The organism is Amphritea sp. HPY (assembly GCF_050870985.1).
Lineage (GTDB): Bacteria > Pseudomonadota > Gammaproteobacteria > Pseudomonadales > Balneatricaceae > Amphritea.
In genome coordinates this window covers 3,462,458-3,484,777 of record NZ_CP194015.1, presented here as the reverse complement: position 1 = coordinate 3,484,777, position 22,320 = coordinate 3,462,458, and the positions used below count along the sequence as shown (strand labels likewise).

General features: G+C 48.9%; 19 protein-coding genes, 1 tRNA gene and 3 rRNA genes. 22 read left to right on the top strand and 1 reads right to left on the bottom strand.

Annotated elements, in window-relative coordinates; all coding sequences use genetic code 11:
• The first annotated feature begins 43 nt into the window (after positions 1-43).
• The 20 genes from iscU to ACQUQM_RS15460 all read left to right on the top strand — a co-directional run bounded on the left by iscU (position 44) and on the right by ACQUQM_RS15460 (position 19,012).
• Positions 44-430 (top strand): Fe-S cluster assembly scaffold IscU, encoded by a 387-nt coding sequence (gene iscU, locus ACQUQM_RS15555; protein ID WP_432470797.1) that lies wholly within the window; start codon positions 44-46, stop codon positions 428-430.
• Positions 431-476: 46 nt separating this feature from the next.
• On the top strand, positions 477-800 hold the full coding sequence (gene iscA / locus ACQUQM_RS15550; RefSeq protein ID WP_432470796.1) for an iron-sulfur cluster assembly protein IscA: 324 nt from the start codon (positions 477-479) through the stop codon (positions 798-800).
• Positions 801-828: 28 nt separating this feature from the next.
• Positions 829-1,368 carry a Fe-S protein assembly co-chaperone HscB gene (gene hscB, locus ACQUQM_RS15545; RefSeq protein ID WP_432470795.1) on the top strand — a complete coding sequence of 180 codons (540 nt, stop codon included), beginning with the start codon at positions 829-831 and terminating at the stop codon, positions 1,366-1,368.
• A gap of 6 nt (positions 1,369-1,374) precedes the next feature.
• Entirely contained in the window at positions 1,375-3,249 is a 1,875-nt protein-coding gene (gene hscA, locus ACQUQM_RS15540) for a Fe-S protein assembly chaperone HscA (protein ID WP_432470794.1), read from the top strand.
• A complete protein-coding gene (gene fdx / locus ACQUQM_RS15535) occupies positions 3,249-3,587 on the top strand; it encodes an ISC system 2Fe-2S type ferredoxin (protein ID WP_432470793.1) in 339 nt (112 codons plus the stop codon). Before hscA ends, fdx begins: the two co-directional genes overlap by 1 nt.
• A 14-nt stretch (positions 3,588-3,601) precedes the next feature.
• On the top strand, positions 3,602-3,796 hold the full coding sequence (gene iscX, locus ACQUQM_RS15530; protein WP_432470792.1) for a Fe-S cluster assembly protein IscX: 195 nt from the start codon (positions 3,602-3,604) through the stop codon (positions 3,794-3,796).
• 142 nt (positions 3,797-3,938) lie between these two features.
• Complete coding sequence (gene ndk, locus ACQUQM_RS15525) at positions 3,939-4,346, top strand: nucleoside-diphosphate kinase (RefSeq protein ID WP_432470791.1); 408 nt, start codon at positions 3,939-3,941, stop codon at positions 4,344-4,346.
• 36 nt (positions 4,347-4,382) lie between these two features.
• Complete coding sequence (gene rlmN / locus ACQUQM_RS15520; RefSeq protein ID WP_432470790.1) at positions 4,383-5,537, top strand: 23S rRNA (adenine(2503)-C(2))-methyltransferase RlmN; 1,155 nt, start codon at positions 4,383-4,385, stop codon at positions 5,535-5,537.
• A gap of 28 nt (positions 5,538-5,565) precedes the next feature.
• Positions 5,566-6,327 (top strand): type IV pilus biogenesis/stability protein PilW, encoded by a 762-nt coding sequence (gene pilW / locus ACQUQM_RS15515; RefSeq protein ID WP_432470789.1) that lies wholly within the window; start codon positions 5,566-5,568, stop codon positions 6,325-6,327.
• Positions 6,324-7,343, top strand: coding sequence for a RodZ domain-containing protein (locus ACQUQM_RS15510; protein WP_432470788.1), 1,020 nt, complete (start codon positions 6,324-6,326; stop codon positions 7,341-7,343). The genes pilW and ACQUQM_RS15510 overlap by 4 nt, the downstream gene beginning before the upstream one ends.
• 62 nt (positions 7,344-7,405) lie before the next feature.
• Positions 7,406-8,650: a histidine--tRNA ligase gene (hisS, locus tag ACQUQM_RS15505; protein ID WP_432474837.1), complete on the top strand. Its 1,245-nt coding sequence runs from the start codon at positions 7,406-7,408 to the stop codon at positions 8,648-8,650.
• 41 nt (positions 8,651-8,691) lie between these two features.
• On the top strand, positions 8,692-9,342 hold the full coding sequence (locus ACQUQM_RS15500; protein ID WP_432474836.1) for a YfgM family protein: 651 nt from the start codon (positions 8,692-8,694) through the stop codon (positions 9,340-9,342).
• On the top strand, positions 9,343-10,491 hold the full coding sequence (bamB, locus tag ACQUQM_RS15495; RefSeq protein ID WP_432470787.1) for an outer membrane protein assembly factor BamB: 1,149 nt from the start codon (positions 9,343-9,345) through the stop codon (positions 10,489-10,491).
• Positions 10,492-10,587: 96 nt separating this feature from the next.
• A complete protein-coding gene (gene der / locus ACQUQM_RS15490) occupies positions 10,588-12,003 on the top strand; it encodes a ribosome biogenesis GTPase Der (protein WP_432470786.1) in 1,416 nt (471 codons plus the stop codon).
• A 733-nt stretch (positions 12,004-12,736) separates the two neighbouring features.
• A 16S ribosomal RNA gene (locus ACQUQM_RS15485) occupies positions 12,737-14,277 on the top strand.
• 64 nt (positions 14,278-14,341) lie between these two features.
• Positions 14,342-14,417, top strand: a tRNA-Ala gene (locus tag ACQUQM_RS15480).
• Positions 14,418-14,645: 228 nt separating this feature from the next.
• Positions 14,646-17,538, top strand: a 23S ribosomal RNA gene (locus ACQUQM_RS15475).
• A gap of 120 nt (positions 17,539-17,658) precedes the next feature.
• Positions 17,659-17,774 (top strand): 5S ribosomal RNA (gene rrf, locus ACQUQM_RS15470).
• Together the 16S, 23S and 5S rRNA genes with 1 tRNA gene alongside form the textbook arrangement of a ribosomal RNA operon.
• Positions 17,775-18,309: 535 nt before the next feature.
• A complete protein-coding gene (locus ACQUQM_RS15465) occupies positions 18,310-18,570 on the top strand; it encodes a succinate dehydrogenase assembly factor 2 (protein ID WP_432474835.1) in 261 nt (86 codons plus the stop codon).
• Positions 18,571-18,688: 118 nt separating this feature from the next.
• Complete coding sequence (locus ACQUQM_RS15460) at positions 18,689-19,012, top strand: hypothetical protein (protein WP_432470785.1); 324 nt, start codon at positions 18,689-18,691, stop codon at positions 19,010-19,012.
• Here ACQUQM_RS15460 and nadB read toward each other — a convergent pair.
• Positions 18,984-20,579 (bottom strand): L-aspartate oxidase, encoded by a 1,596-nt coding sequence (gene nadB, locus ACQUQM_RS15455; RefSeq protein ID WP_432470784.1) that lies wholly within the window; start codon positions 20,577-20,579, stop codon positions 18,984-18,986. The genes ACQUQM_RS15460 and nadB overlap by 29 nt on opposite strands.
• 252 nt (positions 20,580-20,831) lie before the next feature.
• Here nadB and rpoE point away from each other — a divergent pair, with 252 nt between their 5' ends.
• Complete coding sequence (rpoE, locus tag ACQUQM_RS15450) at positions 20,832-21,416, top strand: RNA polymerase sigma factor RpoE (RefSeq protein WP_432470783.1); 585 nt, start codon at positions 20,832-20,834, stop codon at positions 21,414-21,416.
• A gap of 66 nt (positions 21,417-21,482) precedes the next feature.
• Entirely contained in the window at positions 21,483-22,319 is an 837-nt protein-coding gene (locus ACQUQM_RS15445) for a MucB/RseB C-terminal domain-containing protein (protein ID WP_432470782.1), read from the top strand.
• Position 22,320: the final 1 nt, after the last annotated feature.

Here is a 22,320-nt window from a genome sequence, read left to right as displayed (position 1 = left end):
CGGTGACAAATAATAGTGGTGCGTTCTGACTGAGGAGGTCGTTATGGCTTACAGTGAACAGGTTATCGATCATTACGAGAATCCGCGTAATGTTGGCAAGATGGATGATAAAGATGCGAACGTAGGTACAGGTATGGTGGGTGCACCGGCTTGTGGCGACGTTATGCGTCTGCAGATTAAAGTCAGCGATGAAGGTGTTATCGAAGACGCTAAGTTTAAGACTTATGGTTGTGGTTCTGCGATCGCTTCCAGCTCTCTGGTGACAGAATGGGTTAAAGGTATGACCCTTGATGAGGCCGGTGAGTTGAAGAATACGAAGATTGCTGAAGAGCTGGCGCTGCCGCCAGTCAAAATCCACTGCTCTGTATTGGCGGAAGATGCTATTAAAGCAGCTGTTGCCGATTACAAAGAGAAGCAGGATGGTAAGTAAGCCCTGTAACCGGATTGAATATTGAATCTTAGGAGATTTTAAGTCGATGGCAATTACCATGACTCCTGCGGCGGCAAATCATGTCGCTAAGTTTCTGGAATCCCGTGGTCACGGCGCCGGAATTCGTCTGGGGGTGAGAACCTCAGGCTGTTCTGGAATGGCCTATGTACTTGAATTTGTTGATGAAGTTCAAGGTGAGGATGAGGTGTTTGAGACCGCCGGCGTGAGGGTTGTAATCGATCCTAAGAGTCTGCTTTATCTGGATGGTACTGAGCTGGACTTCGTAAAGGAAGGTCTGAACGAGGGCTTTAAGTTCAATAATCCTAATGTCAAAAATGAGTGTGGTTGCGGCGAAAGCTTTAATATCTGACCCCTCTCTGCTGCTTGCTGGTCTATAGATGGATATCAAACAGAATTACTTTGAGTTTCTGGGCTTACCAGAGATCTATTCACTTGATCAGCAAGCATTTGCTGAACGTTCCCGGGAACTGCAAAAAACATTGCATCCGGATAAGTTTTCCCACCTCTCCGATCGTGAGCGCAGGCTTTCTGTGCAATATACTGCTTATCTCAATGAAGCGATCGCGACTATAAAGAATGCCTTGAGCCGTGCTCAGTATCTGTTGCATCTGAAAGGTGTAGATACTTTTTCAGAAAGCTCAGTACAGCTTGATCCTATGTTTCTGATCCAGCAGATGGAGTTGCGGGAAGAGCTGGAATCGGTTCGCGATAGTGCTGATCCTGATTCCGCGCTGGAGCATTTGCAGGCTATAGTCGATGGCGAGATGACGGATCTGCGGCAGGTATTTCAGACCAATTTCGAGAATGGTACAGCCGCTGATCTGGATGCTGCGGCGATGGCCGTGCGTAAAATGCAGTTTATTGATAAGCTGGGCCGCGAAATTGAAGCCCTCGAAGATCAACTATTCGACGAATAAATAATTATGGCGTTATTGCAGATTGCAGAACCGGGACAGAGTCCCGAGCCCCATCAGCGTAAGCTGGCGGTAGGTATAGATCTAGGTACAACTAATTCTCTGGTTGCGACAGTACGAAGCGCTGCTGCAACAACCCTGCCGGATGAGGGTGGAAGTCACCTTTTGCCATCCGTGGTTCGTTATACCGAGCAAGGCATTATTGTCGGTCAGGCTGCTCTGGCGCAGGCGGCCGTTGATCCTTTTAATACCATTGTTTCTGTTAAACGTTTAATGGGGCGTGGTGTTGATGATCTGAAAGGACTCGAGGGTGAGTCGGTTTATCACTTCGAGAAATCTGAAAGCGGTATGCCGTTTATAAAGACTGTCGCGGGTAATAAGAGTCCTGTTGAGGTTTCCGCAGAGATACTTAAGACCCTTAAGGCGAGAGCGCAGGCTTCCCTGGCTGGTGAAATTGAAGGTGCCGTAATAACAGTGCCGGCTTATTTTGACGATGCTCAGCGTCAGTCTACTAAGGATGCTGCCCAGCTGGCGGGTATCAAAGTGTTGCGGTTGCTAAATGAGCCTACGGCAGCAGCTGTAGCTTACGGTTTGGACGAAGGTACTGAAGGTGTCATTGCGGTCTATGATCTTGGTGGTGGTACTTTTGATATATCCATTCTGCGTTTGAATAAAGGCGTTTTTGAAGTGTTGTCGACCGGTGGCGATAGTGCCTTGGGTGGTGATGACTTCGATCTGGCTCTGGCGCAGTGGTTCCTGGATCAGTTGGGAGGCGCCGAGGTCGTAGCTGGCGAGTCCCGTTACCTGACCGAAAAAGCCCGTTGGGCAAAAGAACAGCTAACGGATAATGAGTCAGTTAACGTTGAGCTGGAGCACGCCGGACAAAAGGTTGTTCTGCAGGTAACGCGCGAGTTGTTTGATGGTCTGGGTGATTCGTTGGTGACAAAGACTATCCGCGCTTGCCGGCGGGCGTTGAAGGATGCCGGTGTTGCGGCGGAAGATGTTCAGGATGTTGTGATGGTGGGTGGTAGTACCCGCATGCCTGTTGTTCGGGCGCGGGTCGAGATGTTCTTTGGTCGTCAGCCCCATATTGATATTGATCCGGATCGGGTAGTTGCTGTTGGTGCTTCTATTCAGGCGGATGTGCTGGCCGGTAACAAACCGGACAGTGAGATGCTGCTGCTCGATGTTCTGCCTCTATCCCTTGGCCTTGAAACGATGGGAGGGCTGGCAGAAAAGGTTATTCATCGTAATACTTCTATACCAGTAGCGCGTGCACAGGAGTTTACCACTTATCAGGATGGTCAGACTGCCATGATGATTCATGTGGTTCAGGGTGAGCGGGAGCTGGTTGAAGACTGCCGTTCGCTGGCTCAGTTTGTGCTGCGTGGTATACCGCCAATGGCAGCAGGCGCTGCAAAGATTCAGGTCTCGTTTCAGGTCGATGCTGATGGTCTGTTAAGTGTTGCTGCAAAAGAGTTATCCACAGGTGTTGAGAGTCAGATTCAGGTTAAGCCTTCTTATGGGTTGGCTGATAACGAGATAGCAGAGATGCTCAAATCCTCTTTCAGCCATGCTGAAGATGATATGGAGGCGCGTAACCTGCGTGAGCAGCAGGTCGAGGCTGATCGATTGCTGGTATCTCTGGATCAGGCTATTGATAGTGATGGAAAGGCTCTGCTTTCTGAGCAGGAAATTGCTCATCTGCAACAGCAGATGGGGGTGTTGCTGGCGTTACGAAATGGTGACGACTACAAAGCCATTGAACAAGGTGTCCAGGTGTTGGCGCAGGCAAGTGATTTTTTTGCCGCACGACGGATGGATCAGAGTATAAAAGACGCCCTGACCGGGCATAGTATTGATGAGATTGAGGGGGATTCCTGATGCCGCAGATTATATTTCTGCCCCATGATGAGCTTTGTCCGGAAGGTAAAGTGATTGAAGCTGAAAGTGGAGAGACTGTCTGTGATGCTGCGCTGCGCGAAGGTATCGAGATCGAACATGCCTGTGAGAAATCCTGTGCCTGTACTACTTGTCATGTGATCGTGCGTGAAGGTTTTGGTTCTATGGATGAGTCTGATGAGCTGGAAGATGACATGCTTGATAAGGCCTGGGGCCTGGAGCCGGAGTCTCGTCTTAGTTGTCAGGCGGTAGTTGGTGATGAAGATCTGGTAGTGGAAATTCCTAAGTACACGATCAATCAGGTGTCCGAACGGCACTGAATCGGAGGTTAGTGATGAAGTGGATAGAAGTTTACGATATCGCTATCGATCTGGATGAAAAGTATCCGGATACGGATCCGATGACTGTTAGCTTTCCCGATCTCTATGAGTGGGTCATGGCTTTGGAAGGGTTTGATGATGATCCGAATCATTGCGGTGAAAAAGTACTTGAGGCGATCCAGATGGCCTGGATCGAAGAGCGAGAATAGATAAAGAAAAAGAAGCCCGCTTTTGCGGGCTTTTTTAATTGTTGATGCGTAATCGAACTGGTTGTTCATAGCACAGCAGTTCGCGTATAATGGCGCGTTTATTTTTAATAGTGTCCCAAACTCTTTAAGAGGTTAATAGCAAATGGCTATCGAACGTACGTTTTCTATCATCAAACCTGATGCAGTAGCTAAAAACGTAATTGGTAAAATCGTTTCCCGCTTTGAAACCAACGGTCTGAAAATCGTTGAGATGAAGCTCAAGCAGCTGTCTCAGGAAGAAGCTCAAGGTTTCTACGCTGAGCATGCAGAGCGTCCTTTCTACGGCGATCTGGTTGAATTCATGACTTCTGGTCCTGTTGTTGTTCAGGTTCTGGAAGGTGAAAACGCAATCGCCCTTAACCGTGAACTGATGGGTGCAACTAACCCTCAGGAAGCGGCTGAAGGAACTATCCGTCGTGACTTTGCTGAGTCTATCGATGCGAATGCGGTACACGGTTCTGATTCCCCTGCTTCTGCAGAGCGCGAGATCGCTTACTTCTTCGGTAAGTAATCCCCTGCGGGCCGCTTTTTAGCGGCCCGTCATTTCATGAAAGTTGAGACAGATATGATCGAATCCACCAACAAAGTTAACCTGCTGGGATATTCCCCAAAGAAACTGGAAGCGTTCTTTGAGAGCATTGGCGAAAAACCATTTCGCGCGACTCAGGTATTGAAATGGATTCATCAATTCGGTGCCAGCAGCTTTGATGAAATGACTAATATCAGTAAGGTGCTGCGTGAGAAACTAAGTGCTGTTGCTGAGATCCGCGAGCCTGAAGTACAGGTACAGAATATTTCTAAAGACGGCACCCGTAAATGGGTGATCAAGCTCGACGGCGGTTCGGCGGTTGAAGCGGTACTTATTCCAGATAATGGCCGGGCTACGCTATGCGTATCCTCTCAGATCGGTTGCTCGCTGGATTGCAGTTTTTGTTCGACGGGTAAACAAGGTTTTAACCGCAATCTGAGTGCTGCAGAAATTATAGGTCAGGTTCGGGTTGCGATTCGATCTTTTGGCCCTTTTGATCCGTCCGGTGATCGTCGTGTGACTAACGTGGTTCTCATGGGGATGGGAGAGCCGCTGATGAACTTCGATAATGTTGTCGATGCTATTCATCTGATGATGGAAGACAATGCTTATGGCTTGTCTAAGCGCCGGGTTACGCTGAGTACAGCTGGCGTTGTGCCGCAACTGGATAAGCTGCGGGAGGTGACAGATGTCTCTCTGGCTATATCTTTGCATGCCCCGACTAATGAATTGCGGGATCAGCTGGTACCGATCAATAAACGCTACCCAATCGATGAATTGGTTGCGGCCTGTAATCGTTATATGGACAGCCTGAACGACAAGCGGGTGGTTACGGTTGAATATACAATGATTGCCGGTGTTAATGATCATCCTAGTCAGGCAAAGCAATTAGTTAAGGTATTAAAGCGTTTACCCTGCAAGCTAAACCTAATACCATTCAATCCCTTTCCAAATTCGGACTATCAACGCCCATCTGAAGATGCGATACAGGCATTTAAAATGGTGATGGTGCGGGCAGGAATAATTACAACAGTGCGTCGAACCCGTGGTGATGACGTTGATGCTGCCTGTGGTCAGCTGGTTGGTCAGGTAATGGATCGAACCCGTCGTAGCGAAAAATATATCCCGTTAAAAGATGAAACCGCTGTGCAGATTCAGAAGCATTCCCGTTAGTTAAAAGTTTCTCAAGGAGAGGGTCCGGTTGAAAGGTTATCTGGTATTACTGATAAGTCTGTTACTCGCCGGTTGTGCCGGTCAGGCAGTTTCGCCGTCTGACAAGTCGTCAGATGATGCTGCCAATGCATATACGCAACTGGGTATGCAGTATTTGCGTGGTGGTGATTCAGCCAATGCCAAAAGTGCCTTTTTGCGCGCTACTGAAATTGATGATGATGCGGTTCAGGCTTATAGCGGATTGGCTATGGTGTTCCAGCTAGAGCAGGAATCCGAATTAGCTGAAAATTATTTCAGGCAGGCTATTTCCATCGCCCCTGATAGCGCCATGCTACATAACAACTTTGGTGCATTCTTGTTTAGTCTTGAACGCTATGCAGAGGCCTGCAAAGAGCTTGCCCGAGCAACAGAAGACCCTTTTTATAATCGTCGTGCTCAGGCTTTTGAGAATCTGGGCCGGTGCTATCAATTAATTGAACGGTCGGACGCAGCAGAACATGCTTTTAAACGCAGTCTTAAGTTAAGTCCGATGCGGGCGGTGGCAATTATTGAATTGTCTACGCTATCGCTTGATAAAGGGGATGATGAACAGGCTGCAACTTATTTTGAGCAGTTTAGTCAGATGATCGATGCCAAACAGACACAGCATAATGCTAAAAGCCTGTGGTTGGGGGTGCGGATCGCCCGGCTACAGAATAATGCGATTGACGCTTCGACCTACGGTCTGATTCTGAAAAATCTATACCCGGATTCGAGCGAGTACCGCCAGTATAAGGAGTCTACCCGGTGAGTAATCCAGAGCAGCAAAATAATGGTGAAGAACAGGATTCAGGTTTTCCTGTTGCGGAGCTGATTGCGGCCCGAGAGAATGAGCATTTGTCTTGCCAGGATGTGGCTAAAGAGTTACGTCTGTCAGAGAAGTATATTCAAGCGATTGAGCAGGGGGATTTTGCCAGTTTGCCTAGTTTGGTATTTGCCAGAGGCTATTTGCGATCCTATTGTAAAATGGTAAAGCTTGATGTTGATCGATATCTGACTTTGTTCGATGAGTTTTACGGCGCTGGCGGTAATCGGGGCTCGGTCCGTTCGGTGACATCGGTCGGTCAGCAGGCTAAGTTGGGTGATCCTATTATTCGTGGTTCGGCCTGGTTGTTCTTACTGGCGGTGATCGCGGTCTCTGTCTGGTGGTGGAAAGCACAGCAGAACGACAGTCTGGTTGTTGAAGCGATGCCGGTAACAGCTCCGGTTGAAGTGGAGTCTACGGATGGCTCTACGGTTATAGTTGATCCTGTGATCATTGACCCTGTAGCGCCAGTGTCGGCGGACCAGGATCAAACATCCGATATTCAAGGTGAAGTTGAGAATGTAGCCGGTACACTGTTTGTTGCGTCAGATACTCAGGAGGCAGCGCTAATTGACCAGCTGCCGGTGGAAGAACTGGCCGATGAACAACCGGTTGCAGATAATGCTGAAACTTTGCCAGCCGTCCAGGCATCTACTCTGATAGCGGAAGCTACGGTTGCTGAAGTATCGGGACTTGTTGATGCCGCTGCAACTGTTGGTCGTTTACACATTACTTTCACTGAAGAGTGTTGGGTGAGTGTTGAAGACTATAAAGGTGAAGTGCTGGCCATGCGGGTTAAACCTGCTGGTAGTGTGTTGAATGTATCCGGTAAGACGCCTTTGAAGGTACATCTGGGTAATGCTGCTGCAATCAGTTCGGTATCTTTCAATGGCGAGGCCGTATCTTTTGCGAAGTCGACCCGTTCAAATGTAGTTCGGATGACGTTACCGTTGTCGGAATAAGATGAATTTTAGAGTTTGAGTTAAGGTAAAGAACATTGGCTAAGATTAAAGCCATTCGTGGTATGAATGACATCCTGCCAGAGCAGACACCGGTCTGGCAGTTCCTTGAAAGTGCGGTTAAATCCGTACTGGCCGGTTACGGTTATAGTGAAATTCGCATGCCGATCGTTGAGCAGACAGATCTGTTTAAACGGTCTATTGGTGAAGTGACCGATATCGTTGAAAAAGAGATGTACACCTTTGATGATCGTAACGGTGAAAGCCTGACGCTGCGACCAGAGGGTACTGCTAGTTGTGTCCGCGCCGGCGAAGAGCATGGCTTGCTGTTTAACCAGGCGCAGCGTTTGTGGTATCAGGGACCTATGTTCCGCTATGAGAAACCGCAGAAAGGTCGTTATCGTCAATTTCATCAGATCGGTGTCGAGACCTTTGGTATGGCCAGCGCCGATATCGACGCTGAAGTGATCATGTTGAGCGCCCGGTTGTGGAAGAAACTCGGTATTCTTGACGCTGTCACGTTGCAGCTTAATTCCTTAGGCAGTAATGAGGCCCGGGCGGAATATAAGGATGCTCTGGTCGCGTATCTGTCCGAGCGTAAAGATCAGCTTGATGAAGATAGCCAGCGTCGCCTGCAGTCAAACCCGTTGCGAATTCTTGATAGTAAGGATCCGCAAACTCAGATGTTATTGAATGACGCGCCGGTATTGTCGGAATATCTCGATCAGGAATCGAAAGATCATTTTGCCGAGCTATGTGCGATGCTTGATCAGGCCGGCATTCGTTATGAATTGAATCCAAGGCTGGTACGTGGTCTGGATTACTATTGTAAGACAGTGTTCGAGTGGGTTACTGATAAGTTAGGTGCACAAGGCACTGTTTGTGCAGGCGGTCGTTATGATGGTCTGGTGAAGCAGCTGGGAGGCCGTCCAACTCCTGCGGTTGGCTTTGCAATGGGGATTGAACGTCTGATTCTGATGCTGGAAACGCTCGAGGTGGTCCCGGAAGCTGTGAAGCAGCCGTTTGATCTATATCTTGCTGCTGAGCATAAGGGGCTTCAAAAGCAGTTGATAGTCTTGGCCGATAAGTTGCGTGATCAGTTACCGGAAATGAGAATCCGCGTGCACTGCAGCGGTTTAAAGAATATCAACAATAAGGCACGCCAGTCCGGGGCCCCCTGGGTAATGCTGGTGCGTGAAGAAAACGATTCGTTGATGGCAAACCTGTGGTATAACACAGAACCGCAGTTTGACATTGCTGAGGAGCAGATCGCTGATGTGCTGCATCAGCAATGGTTGCAGAAAACGTAAAAGAAAACGATTCAGGGTATTAGGAGTAAGTTGTGGCTGAAATGCGCACCGAAGAGGAACAGGTTGAAGCGTTAAAGGACTGGTGGAAAGAGAACGGTAAAGCTCTTCTCCTCGGTGTTGCGCTGGCACTGGCGATCGTGTTCGGCTGGAAAGGCTGGCAGAATAATCAGCAGGTAACCGCTGAGAATGCAGCGATTGTTTATCAGAATCTGGTTCAGGCTGTCGCTATTGCGAGTGCTCCGGGTGCAACTGAAGATCAGCAGGTAACGGCTCAGCATCTGGCGGGTACGCTGAAACAGGATTATTCAGATTCAGCTTATGCCCGTTTTGGTGCAGTGCTGGCGGCGAGATTGTCTGCTGAGTCGGGCGATTTTGATGCTGCCATAAGTGAATTTGACTGGGTTCTTGGGCAAACACCAGATGCTGTTATGACAATAGTTGTCACCATGAGAAAGGCTCGGGTACTCGCTGCAAAAGGCGATCTTGAGCAGGCTGTTACATTGTTGGAGTCGTTATCAACTGAGGCTTTCAAGGTAAGTGTTGAAGAGTTGAAAGGCGATCTGTATCTGCAAATGAATGATCCGGCTAAAGCGCGTACTGCATATCAGGCTGCAGTTGATGCCGTTGAGCAGCAAGGTAGTCGTCCGATTCTGAGTATGAAGCTTGATAATCTTTCGGTTGAGGATAACTAAATGAACTCTTTAGCTCGCATCTTTGTGGCTGGCTTTCTCTGCCTGAGTCTATCGGCTTGTGGTTGGTTCGGCGGTGAGGCTGAAATTGAACCGGCCGATCTGGTTTCCTTTGATGAGGAAAAAGATGTTAAGACCTTGTGGAGCCGATCCGTTGGTTCTGGGGCTGGGGATAAGTTTAGCCAACTGACGTTTGGCGTCAGTGACGACGTAATCTATGTCAGTGATGTTGATGGCCAGATCGTTGCGGTAAATCGACTTGACGGCAAAGAGTTGTGGTCCGCTGATCTTGGAACTACCGTTATCGGTGGTGTGGGCGTTGGTCCACAGCATGTGGCGGTAAGTACTGAGCAGGGCGAGATCATTGTTCTGAATTCTGCTAATGGTAGCGAGCTGTGGCGTAGCCAGTTGAGCTCAGAAGCATTAAGTCCGGCTCAGATGAATAATAACCTGCTGGTTTCCCAGTTGGTTAATGGCAAGCTGGTAGCGTTGGACCTGAATACGGGTGAACGTCGCTGGACTTATGACAGTCAGATTCCCCGGCTTACTTTACGCGGTACCAGTGCTCCGATTGTAGCGGCAAATATTACTATCGCAGGGTTTGCCAGCGGTAAGCTTGTTGCTGTGCGTAACGATACTGGCGCCGAAGTTTGGGAAAGGTTGGTTGCCGCCCCTCAAGGTAAGACTGAGCTGGAACGAATGGTTGATATTGATGCTCGTCCTCTTTATGTGGATGGTGTGATCTATATCGTCAGTTATCAGGGTCGACTGGTTGCTATAAATGCCCGTGATGCTCAGATTCTATGGTCTCAGGCAGCGTCGAGCTACCGTGGCCTTGCGTCTGGTTTCGGTAATATCTACGTCAGTGAAACGACAGGTTTTATACAGGCATTTGATCAGCGTAGCAGTGCCAGTGTTTGGAGTCAGACTGCATTGGAATATCGCCAGACAACATCGCCGGTAGTTTTAGGTAACACGGTTGTTGTTGGTGATTTTGAAGGTTACCTGCACTTTATGTCACAGATTGATGGCCACTTTGTGGGTCGCTATAAGGTTGACTCATCCGGACTTCGTGGTGATATGCGGGTTATTGATGACACTTTGTATGTGTTGAGTAATGGTGGCCGTCTGGCAGCACTTCAGCTGGATTGATATAGCCATTGAAAGCTGGCGGCTCCCTGTGAAAACGGGTAGCCGCCATTTTGTTTTTTTAAGCTTGAACGATTTTTTATATTTGGTACTTAAATTATGCTTCCGGTAATTGCTTTAGTTGGCCGACCTAATGTTGGCAAGTCCACCCTGTTTAACAGGCTGACTAAGAGTCGTGATGCTCTGGTAGCTGACTACTCGGGTCTGACTCGGGACCGGAAGTATGGTGAAGGTCGCCTTAGTGAGCGGGAATATATCGTTGTCGATACCGGTGGTATCTCCGGTGATGAAGAAGGTATCGACTATAAGATGGCAGAGCAGTCGCTGCTGGCTATTGAAGAGGCAGATATAGTTCTGTTTCTGGTTGATGGTCGGGCTGGACTGAATCCTGCTGATGAGATGATCGCGGATCACCTGCGCAGAAGTGAGAAAAATAGCTACCTGATAGTCAATAAAACTGATGGCCTGGATCCTGAAGTAGCGCTGTCTGACTTTTATGGGCTGGGTCTGTCAGAACCTCTGCCTATAGCCGCATCCCATGGCCGGGGTGTTACTCAGTTGATTGAATATGTACTGCAGGATATTCCAGAAGTTGAACTTACCGAGGAAGAAGAGGAAGCTCTGCGCAGTAAGAAAATTGCAATAATCGGTCGTCCTAATGTTGGTAAGTCAACATTAGTGAACCGTATGCTGGGCGAAGATCGGGTTGTGGTCTTCGATCAGGCAGGCACCACGCGTGACAGTATATATATTCCTTTTGAACGGAATGAAGAGCCTTATACATTAATTGACACTGCAGGTGTTCGGCGTCGTAAAAATGTTAGGGAAGCCGTTGAGAAGTTTTCAATTATCAAGACGCTCAGGGCGATACAGGATGCTAACGTCGTAGTACTGGTCATTGATGCCCGTGAGGGCGTGTCGGATCAGGACCTGCATATGCTGGGTTATGTGCTTGATTCCGGGCGCTCTCTGGTTATTGCGCTTAACAAATGGGACGGTATGACCGGTGAAGAGAAAGAGCAGGTGCGTGAGCAGATTCGTCGGCGATTAGATTTTGTTACTTTTGCCCGGATGCACTTTATCTCTGCACTGCACGGGAGTGGAGTGGGTGAGCTCTATGGTTCGATTGACGAAGCCTACAAGTTTGCTATGACTAAATGGCCAACAAATCAGTTAACGCGCTTGCTGGAAGATGTTGTTGCTGATCACCAGCCGCCAATGGTGCACGGTCATCGTATCAAACTTCGTTATGCTCACCAGGGGGGATCAAACCCGCCTATTATCGTAATTCACGGTAATCAGACCAATGCACTGCCCGGTTCGTATAAGCGCTACCTCGAAAATAAATTTACTAAAATTCTGGGTATCAAAGGTACGCCACTGCGCTTTGAGTTTAAGAGTAGTGAAAACCCGTTCAAGGATAAAAAGAACGAGCTGTCCAAGCGCCAGCAGATGAAGAAAATGCGTCAGAAGCAGCACTTCGAAAGACAGAAGAAAAAGGGTAAGAAGAAATAGCGCGAAGCTTAGCTTCGCAAGTAGCTAGAACGTCGCTTTGCGACTTGCTAGATCGGAAGGTAAACCTTCCTGCTAGTGGCTAGAAAAAGCAAAACTAAAAAAACGCCGGAAGGCGTTTTTTTAGTTTTAAGGAAAAGCATCCAAAGTCAGTGTTGTCACCTTTAGCTATAAAGAAGGCTTCTTCTAGCTACTAGCAGCAAAGCTTGCTTTGCGATCTAGCGAGCGATGCAGTCGCGGTCTAGCCACTGGCCTTATCGAAGTGCGATGTATTTCATAAAAACGACACTATTTTGTGCCTCCCCTGTTGACTCCTCTGCCAGTCGATGTAGAATGCGCTTCCTCGCTTGAGACAGCAGCCGGCAATGGCCACTGAGACAGGTTGAGGTGTTGAGTTTAACTCTTTGAAAAACAGTGTTTTTTAAACGAATTAATCACAACATGAAGCACAACGGTTTGTTTGTAAGTTTATTACAACTTCTCAAATAAAACGGTTGACTTCAACAGGGTGTTGAGTAGAATACGCACCTCGCTTGAGGCGACACACCGGAAACGGTTTGAGTCACTCAGGCACGCTCTTTAACAGATTGATCAGATAATTCGTGTGGGCGCTTGTTGAGATGGAGCACAAAAGCTTTATCAAAGACAAAGCGACCATATGTGAATTCATTTACATGTAGTTGTTTAGTACTTTGAGCTAGATTTACAGAATGTCTTTTTCCGATATTCTTGATTTAAACTGAAGAGTTTGATCATGGCTCAGATTGAACGCTGGCGGCAGGCCTAACACATGCAAGTCGAGCGGTAACATTTCTAGCTTGCTAGAAGATGACGAGCGGCGGACGGGTGAGTAACGCGTAGAAATCTACCTAGTAGTGGGGGATAGCCCAGAGAAATTTGGATTAATACCGCATACGTCCTACGGGAGAAAGCGGGGGATCTTCGGACCTCGTGCTATTAGATGAGTCTGCGTCGGATTAGCTTGTTGGTGAGGTAATGGCTCACCAAGGCGACGATCCGTAGCTGGTCTGAGAGGATGACCAGCCACACTGGAACTGAGACACGGTCCAGACTCCTACGGGAGGCAGCAGTGGGGAATATTGCACAATGGGCGCAAGCCTGATGCAGCCATGCCGCGTGTGTGAAGAAGGCCTTCGGGTTGTAAAGCACTTTCAGCAGTGAGGAAAGGGGTGTCGTTAATAGCGGCATCCTGTGACGTTAACTGCAGAAGAAGGACCGGCTAACTCCGTGCCAGCAGCCGCGGTAATACGGAGGGTCCAAGCGTTAATCGGAATTACTGGGCGTAAAGCGCGCGTAGGCGGTTTGTTAAGTCAGATGTGAAAGCCCCGGGCTCAACCTGGGAACTGCATCTGATACTGGCAAACTAGAGTACAGAAGAGGGTGGTGGAATTTCCTGTGTAGCGGTGAAATGCGTAGATATAGGAAGGAACACCAGTGGCGAAGGCGACCACCTGGTCTGATACTGACGCTGAGGTGCGAAAGCGTGGGGAGCAAACAGGATTAGATACCCTGGTAGTCCACGCCGTAAACGATGTCTACTAGCCGTTGGGAGACTTGATCTCTTAGTGGCGCAGCTAACGCACTAAGTAGACCGCCTGGGGAGTACGGCCGCAAGGTTAAAACTCAAATGAATTGACGGGGGCCCGCACAAGCGGTGGAGCATGTGGTTTAATTCGACGCAACGCGAAGAACCTTACCTACTCTTGAAATCCAGAGAATTCGCTAGAGATAGCTTAGTGCCTTCGGGAACTCTGTGACAGGTGCTGCATGGCTGTCGTCAGCTCGTGTTGTGAAATGTTGGGTTAAGTCCCGTAACGAGCGCAACCCTTGTCCTTATTTGCCAGCACGTAATGGTGGGAACTCTAAGGAGACTGCCGGTGACAAACCGGAGGAAGGTGGGGACGACGTCAAGTCATCATGGCCCTTACGAGTAGGGCTACACACGTGCTACAATGGCCGGTACAGAGGGCTGCAAACCTGCGAGGGGGAGCTAATCTCAGAAAACCGGTCGTAGTCCGGATTGGAGTCTGCAACTCGACTCCATGAAGTCGGAATCGCTAGTAATCGCGAATCAGAATGTCGCGGTGAATACGTTCCCGGGCCTTGTACACACCGCCCGTCACACCATGGGAGTGGATTGCACCAGAAGTAGCTAGCTTAACCTTCGGGAGGGCGGTTACCACGGTGTGGTTCATGACTGGGGTGAAGTCGTAACAAGGTAGCCCTAGGGGAACCTGGGGCTGGATCACCTCCTTAAACGATAGCGAAATCTTAGCAAGCGTTCACACGAATTATCTGATCTTCTTTAGAGAGAGCAACTGGGGCTATAGCTCAGCTGGGAGAGCGCCTGCTTTGCACGCAGGAGGTCTGCGGTTCGATCCCGCATAGCTCCACCATTTCTTCTTAACTGAAGAATACCCAAAAGCTCTAAAACATACTCACTGCTTAAGTGACTATCTTTTAAAGCTTTTTGCTTTAAACGCTCTTTAACAATTGAATCCTGTAACGAGAATGAAAAATATGTACAAGCGCTAATCCGGCGTAAATGTATCGTTATTTCATCGTCATTGAAAAATGACATGAAGTTTTATCAGTCTCTTCGATCAGACCCTTTTGGGTTATATGGTCAAGTGACTAAGCGTGCACGGTGGATGCCTTGGCAGTCAGAGGCGATGAAGGACGTGTTAACCTGCGATAAGGTTCGGGGAGCCGGTAAATGGGCTTTGATCCGAACATTTCCGAATGGGGAAACCCACCCAGTATAAGCTGGGTATCTCTTAAGTGAATACATAACTTTTGAGAGGCGAACCCGGGGAACTGAAACATCTAAGTACCCGGAGGAAAAGAAATCAACCGAGATTCCCCTAGTAGCGGCGAGCGAACGGGGACCAGCCCTTAAGCTGTAATGTAGTTAGCAGAACACTCTGGAAAGTGTGGCGATAGTGGGTGATAGCCCCGTATGCGAAAACTTACTTACAGTGAAATCGAGTAGGACGGGACACGTGATATCCTGTCTGAATATGGGGGGACCATCCTCCAAGGCTAAATACTCCTGACTGACCGATAGTGAACCAGTACCGTGAGGGAAAGGCGAAAAGAACCCCTGTGAGGGGAGTGAAATAGAACCTGAAACCGTGTACGTACAAGCAGTGGGAGCGGTCCTTGAGACCGTGACTGCGTACCTTTTGTATAATGGGTCAGCGACTTAATTTTAGTAGCAAGGTTAACCGTTTAGGGGAGCCGTAGGGAAACCGAGTCTTAATAGGGCGTACAGTTGCTAGGATTAGACCCGAAACCGAGCGATCTATCCATGGGCAGGTTGAAGGTTGAGTAACATCAACTGGAGGACCGAACCGACTGTCGTTGAAAAGCCAGCGGATGACTTGTGGATCGGAGTGAAAGGCTAATCAAGCTCGGAGATAGCTGGTTCTCCTCGAAAGCTATTTAGGTAGCGCCTCATATCTCACCTACGGGGGTAGAGCACTGTTTCGGCTAGGGGGTCATCCCGACTTACCAACCCGATGCAAACTCCGAATACCGTAGAGTGCAATTATGGGAGACACACGGCGGGTGCTAACGTCCGTCGTGAAAAGGGAAACAACCCAGACCGTCAGCTAAGGTCCCAAAGTTATGGTTAAGTGGGAAACGATGTGGGAAGGCTCAGACAGCTAGGAGGTTGGCTTAGAAGCAGCCACCCTTTAAAGAAAGCGTAATAGCTCACTAGTCGAGTCGGCCTGCGCGGAAGATATAACGGGGCTCAAACCATACACCGAAGCTACGGACGCAATTTATTGCGTGGTAGAGGAGCGTTCTGTAAGCCGTTGAAGGGAAAGCTGAGAAGCATCCTGGAGGTATCAGAAGTGCGAATGCTGACATGAGTAACGATAAGGGGAGTGAAAAACTCCCCCGCCGGAAGACCAAGGGTTCCTATCCAATGCTAATCAGGGTAGGGTGAGTCGACCCCTAAGGCGAGGCTGAAGAGCGTAGTCGATGGGAAACAGGTTAATATTCCTGTACTTTTTGTTATTGCGATGGGGTGACGGAGTAGGCTAGGCCGGCACGGCGTTGGTTGTCCGTGTTTAAGGCAGTAGGCTGAGATCTTAGGAAAATCCGGGATCTCATACGGCTGAGAGCTGATGACGAGTCCTCTTTTGGACGAAGTGGTTGATGCCATGCTTCCAGGAAAAACCTCTAAGCTTCAGATAACAAGAAATCGTACCCCAAACCGACACAGGTGGTCAGGTAGAGAATACCAAGGCGCTTGAGAGAACTCGGGTGAAGGAACTAGGCAAAATGGTACCGTAACTTCGGGAGAAGGTACGCCGCTGACGGTGATGGGATTTACTCCCTAAGCTGTTGGTGGTCGAAGATACTAGGTGGCTGCGACTGTTTATTAAAAACACAGCACTCTGCAAACACGAAAGTGGACGTATAGGGTGTGACGCCTGCCCGGTGCTTGAAGGTTAATTGATGGGGTTAGCTTCGGCGAAGCTCTTGATCGAAGCCCAAGTAAACGGCGGCCGTAACTATAACGGTCCTAAGGTAGCGAAATTCCTTGTCGGGTAAGTTCCGACCTGCACGAATGGCGTAACGATGGCCACACTGTCTCCACCCGAGACTCAGTGAAATTGAAATTGCGGTTAAGATGCCGTATATCCGCGGCTAGACGGAAAGACCCCGTGAACCTTTACTATAGCTTCGCAGTGGACTTTGATATTACTTGTGTAGGATAGCTGGGAGGCTTTGAAACCTGGACGCCAGTTCAGGTGGAGCCAATCTTGAAATACCAGCCTGGTAATATTGAGGTTCTAACTCAGGTCCCTTATCGGGATCGAGGACATTGTGTGGTGGGTAGTTTGACTGGGGCGGTCTCCTCCTAAAGAGTAACGGAGGAGTACGAAGGTGCGCTCAGCATGGTCGGAAATCATGCATTGAGTATAAAGGCAAAAGCGCGCTTGACTGCGAGACAGACACGTCGAGCAGGTACGAAAGTAGGTCTTAGTGATCCGGTGGTTCTGTATGGAAGGGCCATCGCTCAACGGATAAAAGGTACTCCGGGGATAACAGGCTGATACCGCCCAAGAGTTCACATCGACGGCGGTGTTTGGCACCTCGATGTCGGCTCATCACATCCTGGGGCTGAAGCCGGTCCCAAGGGTATGGCTGTTCGCCATTTAAAGTGGTACGCGAGCTGGGTTTAGAACGTCGTGAGACAGTTCGGTCCCTATCTGCCGTGGACGTTTGAGATTTGAGAAGAGTTGCTCCTAGTACGAGAGGACCGGAGTGAACGAACCTCTGGTGTTCGGGTTGTCATGCCAATGGCATTGCCCGGTAGCTATGTTCGGACAGGATAACCGCTGAAAGCATCTAAGCGGGAAGCCCCCTTCAAGATGAGATCTCACTGGGGCCTTGAGCCCCCTGAAGAGCCGTTCAAGACCAGGACGTTGATAGGCTGGGTGTGTAAGCGTTGTGAGGCGTTGAGCTAACCAGTACTAATTGCTCGTGAGGCTTGACCATATAACGCCAAAAGCGTTTGTTGAGCTGATAGATTAAGATACACTGTTCGATAAGAACAGACGAAGGATTAGAGCTTGTACTCTCCTTCTCTTACAGGATTACTTTTGTTAACAGTTTTTGCTTGGCGACCATAGCGAGATGGAACCACCCGATCCCTTACCGAACTCGGAAGTGAAACGTCTTAGCGCCAATGGTAGTGTAGGGTTTCCTTATGCGAGAGTAGGTCATCGCCAAGCACCTAATTACGGAAAGCCCCGATCACTTTGTGATCGGGGTTTTTTCGTTTCTAGGCTTCGCCTTGAAACGAAAGGACAGTAGCTAGAACGTCGCTACGCGACTCGCTAGACCGCCGAACAAGTTCGGCTAGCTAGTGGCTAGAAAAATAAAATGCCAGGTCAAAAGCGACAGTCAAAGTCAAAAGCCAAGCACTTTCCTTACAGCGTACGTTTTTACTTAACTCAATAAAGAAGGCTTCTTCTAGCTACTGTTTTTCCCGTTCTAGCTAGCCGCTTCGAGGCGGTCTGCCTTTATAGCCAGAAAAGCGTGCAACGCTTTTAACTGGCTATAATGACATCTGTCATCCATAAATCGCGGTGCTGGTGTTATGGTTAGTATAGGTTTGCCCTGTTCACCGGATTGGTTGTGTTCTTCGATTGCAATGCTATTTGGCTTGCTAGGGGGGGCGGTTATTCTATATATTGCTTATCACGTTTTCAGGGGCTGAAAAATAGCCGCCGCGATTAACATAGCTTTCAAATTAGTAGGTAGATGATGTATTCCGAGGAAGATGTACGACGCTTAAAGTGGCAGAGTCGCCGCGGTATGTTAGAGCTTGATGTGCTGTTTGGTCCGTTTGTGGATGAAGTGTTCCGTGATCTGCCGGAAGAGGATCAGGATCGTTTCGTCAAGCTATTGGCTTGTGAAGATACTGAACTGTTTGTTTGGTTGATGGAACGGGAGCAGCCGGAGGACCCGGATCTGCAAAAAATTGTCAGGATGATTCTTGATCGTGTTCAGCCCGCTGCAGGTTAAATTACGCTTCTCATACCTGTTTTCGGGACTTTGCTCGATAACCATTCTGGCCGCTATCGGATCTGTTCTGATTAGCGGCCTTACTCTTTTTAGCTGCTTCGTTTTACTGTTGTCTTTGTTGCTGCTGGCTGCTTATTTTCTTACCAGTTACCTGTTTTTGAGGACGACTTCTTCAGTCATAGCTTTGCGCTGGCTGGCGGAAGCTAAGTTGTTGAATATCCAGTTTTATAACGGGCAGTGGGATAGGGTGATCGCTATAGAGCAGCGTTTTATTTGCCCGGTATTGATTGCTCTTAAAGTCAGAACCAGCAAACGATTGCTGCCGGTGTTAGTTCTGGTGTGGTGGGATAGTGTCGATCGGCAGCAATTCCGACGACTTAAAGTTCTGGCCCGTTTTTCCTCAGGGCCAGAAATTAGCTCCACTCGTAATTTATCGGAGTAAGGATAGTATCCCTGGGTTCGGTGACCGCTTTTGGGTAGTCAAGGGTGTAGTGAAGGCCCCTGCTTTCTTTTCTCAGCATGGCAGAGCGGATTATCAGGTCGGAAACTACGGCCAGGTTCCTTAATTCCAGAAGGTCACGACTTACTTTATAGTTGCTGTAATATTCGCTGATCTCCTGCTGTAGCATATCGACCCGGTGCTTGGCTCGTTGCAGTCGTTTATCAGTTCTGACGATACCAACATAGTCCCACATAAAACGCCGCAGTTCGTCCCAGTTATGGGCAATTACTACATCTTCGTCTGAGTCAGTGACCTGAGACTCATCCCAGGCGGGAATTGTTGGTAGTTCTGTCTGCTTAGGTAGGTTGCGACTGATATGCTTGGCTGCTGAAGAGGCGTATACGATGCATTCCAGCAGTGAGTTACTGGCCAGCCTGTTTGCTCCATGCAAACCGGTGAACGCGGTTTCGCCAATAGCGTACAGGCCTTCAACATCTGTCATTCCGTGCTGATTGGTCATGATGCCGCCGCAGGTATAGTGCGCTGCCGGTACAACAGGAATTGGTTGTTTAGTTATATCAATGCCGTAGCCCAGACAGCGTTCGTAAATAGTCGGGAAGTGACTGGTGACAAAGTCTGCTGGTTTATGGGATATGTCCAGGAACAGGCAGTCGCAGCCGAGGCGCTTCATTTCATGGTCGATAGCACGGGCGACAATATCCCGTGGTGCGAGTTCGCCGCGCTCATCGAAGCGGTCCATGAATTGACTGCCATCGGGTAGCAGTAACTTTCCGCCTTCGCCGCGGACCGCTTCGGTAATCAGAAATGATTTTGCCTGCGGGTGATAGAGGCAGGTAGGATGGAACTGATTAAACTCAAGATTGCCTACTCTGCAGCCAGCTCTCCATGCCATTGCGATACCATCGCCGGACGCACCATCCGGATTGCTGGTATAGAGGTATGCTTTACTGACGCCGCCGGTCGCCAGAACCACGGCCCCAGCTTTGAAGACGTTAATCTGCCCGGTGTTATTGTCTAGTACGTAAGCCCCAATACAGTGATTGTCTGCCAAATTTAGTTTACGCCGTGTAATGAGGTCAACTGCGATACAGTCTTGAAACAGATCAATGTTATCGCTGCTCTTTGCCCGCTCAATCAAGGTTTGCTGGATTGCCTGACCGGTAGCATCCGCGGAATGGATGATTCTACGGTGACTGTGACCGCCTTCTTTAGTCAGGTGATAGCTGTCACCCTGGCGGGTGAAAGGTACCCCTTGCTCGATAAGCCAATCGATACTTTCTTTGCCATGCTCTACCGTGAAGTTAACGGCATCCGCTCGGCTCAGGTTGACGCCGGCAGTAATAGTGTCCTGTATGTGGGATTTAGCGCTGTCGTTATCGTCCAGTACTGCTGCGACTCCGCCTTGCGCCTGATAGGTGGAGCCGCTCGTCAGGTCCGCTTTACTTAACACCGCGATACGGGTGTTGGAAGGTAATTGAAGTGCCAGACCCAGACCGGATGCGCCACTGCCGATGATCAATACATCGAATTGCAACTCTTTGCCCATTATCAGGGACCGTCTCTGTAATAAAACTAAAGGCTAATTATTGCCTGAAGTGTGACTCTGAGCCAGCCCCGAACAGTAATTATTAAAAAAAAATTGCCGTGGCGGAACTTACTGCATGTTACATGCTCATATCTTATAACTTAGCACCCTCAATGACGCAGGGTTGCAATAAGGTGGAGGTGGCATTCATACTTCCTTGTAGCTGTCAGCGACAGAATTTAAGAATCGTATTGCGCAGAGTTAAGGAAACGAATGTCTAGCGAAAGCCAAGCGTCTATTGATCAGAAGCTTGTTAAGCGGGTGCAAGCAGGCGATAAATCTGCTTTTGATCTGCTGGTAAAAAAGTATCAGCATAAGATCATCGGGCTCATTGGTCGTTACGTATATGACCATCATGAAGCCATGGATGTATCGCAGGAAGCGTTTATTAAAGCATATCGGGCGTTACCGAAGTTTCGCGGGGATAGCGCGTTCTATACCTGGTTGTACCGTATTGCCATTAATACGGCTAAAAACCATCTTGTTGCAAAAGGTCGCAGACCGCCTGATATGGATATCGATGTCGATGATGCCCATCATCTGGAAGGTGACAGAGGATTAAAGGATATTGAAAGCCCTGAAAATAATCTGTATCGCGATGAGTTGGCCAGGGTGGTGCGGCATGCAATGGATAAGTTGCCAGAGGATCTGAGGGCCGCTTTGTCTTTGCGGGAATTTGAGGGCCTGAGCTATGAAGATATTGCTCAGGTTATGGATTGCCCTGTGGGAACTGTCAGGTCTCGTATTTTCAGGGCCCGGGAAGCGATCGATAAAGAGATCGCACCATTACTAAATTAACTGCTGATATTTATCTTGTTCGTTAAGGGTATCAGTTGCTACAAAAGAAGTCTGAGGAGTCGGTCGATGAGTGAACAACCCAAAGAAACACTCTCTGCTTTGATGGATAACGAAGCTAGTGACTTTGAGTTGCGAAGAGTGCTGAAACAGATTGCTGAGGATGATTGCCTTGGTGATAGCTGGCGACGTTATCATATAACTCGTTCCGCGCTTAAGCAGGAGGGGCTGAATCAGAAGTTAGATATCAGCGCTTCGGTGATGTCTGCGCTCGAGCAAGAGGCTCCGTTGGCTGTGGTAAGCGCGGATGAAAAACTTCGCCCTGTCGATAAAGCTAAAAGCTATTTCCTTAAGCCGTTAGCCAGTATGGCTGTTGCTGCTTCTGTTACCGCCATGGTTATACTGGGGGGGCAGAATTTTGGGCTCGGACAATCTGAGACGGGGAGCTCACTGACAGCTCAGACGTCGGCTTTCCAGTTGCCAGCCCTTGCTGCTCCCCGCGACTTTATGCAGGCCCAGTTTGGTGCCCGTCAGAGTCCTGTAATTGAACAGGTTGAACCCGATATAATCAGGTTGAATCAAGGGCTTAATAGTTATATTGACCAACATCAATTGTTACTGTCGCGCGAGTCTGTGAGTGCCTCCCCGGGTTGGCTCCCGGAGGGCTTTGAAAAAGTTCAAAGTGCTGTTGCTCCCGGTACAGATCTGACAGTGTTCAGTAATGGTAAACACTCCTTTACTGTATGCGTAGAGCGTACAGGTAGTCAGGCCGTGCCAGAAGGTGCAACTCAGATTGGAGATATGGTTGCCGTAGGTAAGCGTACTGACAACCTTTTCATTACTGTGGTGGGTGACCTGCCATTGATGATGGCAGATCGTATAGCCAGCTCTGTAACAATTCATTGAT

Bases quoted from the DNA above. Each gene is read 5' to 3' on its own strand.
- rpoE (WP_432470783.1), top strand. From the start codon at position 20,832: ATGTCTAGCGAAAGCCAAGCGTCTATTGATCAGAAGCTTGTTAAGCGG.
- rlmN (WP_432470790.1), top strand. From the start codon at position 4,383: ATGAAAGTTGAGACAGATATGATCGAATCCACCAACAAAGTTAACCTG.
- ACQUQM_RS15465 (WP_432474835.1), top strand. From the start codon at position 18,310: ATGTATTCCGAGGAAGATGTACGACGCTTAAAGTGGCAGAGTCGCCGC.
- fdx (WP_432470793.1), top strand. From the start codon at position 3,249: ATGCCGCAGATTATATTTCTGCCCCATGATGAGCTTTGTCCGGAAGGT.
- hisS (WP_432474837.1), top strand. From the start codon at position 7,406: ATGAATGACATCCTGCCAGAGCAGACACCGGTCTGGCAGTTCCTTGAA.
- nadB (WP_432470784.1), bottom strand. From the start codon at position 20,579: ATGGGCAAAGAGTTGCAATTCGATGTATTGATCATCGGCAGTGGCGCA.
- ndk (WP_432470791.1), top strand. From the start codon at position 3,939: ATGGCTATCGAACGTACGTTTTCTATCATCAAACCTGATGCAGTAGCT.
- hscA (WP_432470794.1), top strand. From the start codon at position 1,375: ATGGCGTTATTGCAGATTGCAGAACCGGGACAGAGTCCCGAGCCCCAT.
- iscU (WP_432470797.1), top strand. From the start codon at position 44: ATGGCTTACAGTGAACAGGTTATCGATCATTACGAGAATCCGCGTAAT.
- ACQUQM_RS15500 (WP_432474836.1), top strand. From the start codon at position 8,692: ATGCGCACCGAAGAGGAACAGGTTGAAGCGTTAAAGGACTGGTGGAAA.
- bamB (WP_432470787.1), top strand. From the start codon at position 9,343: ATGAACTCTTTAGCTCGCATCTTTGTGGCTGGCTTTCTCTGCCTGAGT.
- hscB (WP_432470795.1), top strand. From the start codon at position 829: ATGGATATCAAACAGAATTACTTTGAGTTTCTGGGCTTACCAGAGATC.
- iscA (WP_432470796.1), top strand. From the start codon at position 477: ATGGCAATTACCATGACTCCTGCGGCGGCAAATCATGTCGCTAAGTTT.
- der (WP_432470786.1), top strand. From the start codon at position 10,588: ATGCTTCCGGTAATTGCTTTAGTTGGCCGACCTAATGTTGGCAAGTCC.
- iscX (WP_432470792.1), top strand. From the start codon at position 3,602: ATGAAGTGGATAGAAGTTTACGATATCGCTATCGATCTGGATGAAAAG.
- ACQUQM_RS15445 (WP_432470782.1), top strand. From the start codon at position 21,483: ATGAGTGAACAACCCAAAGAAACACTCTCTGCTTTGATGGATAACGAA.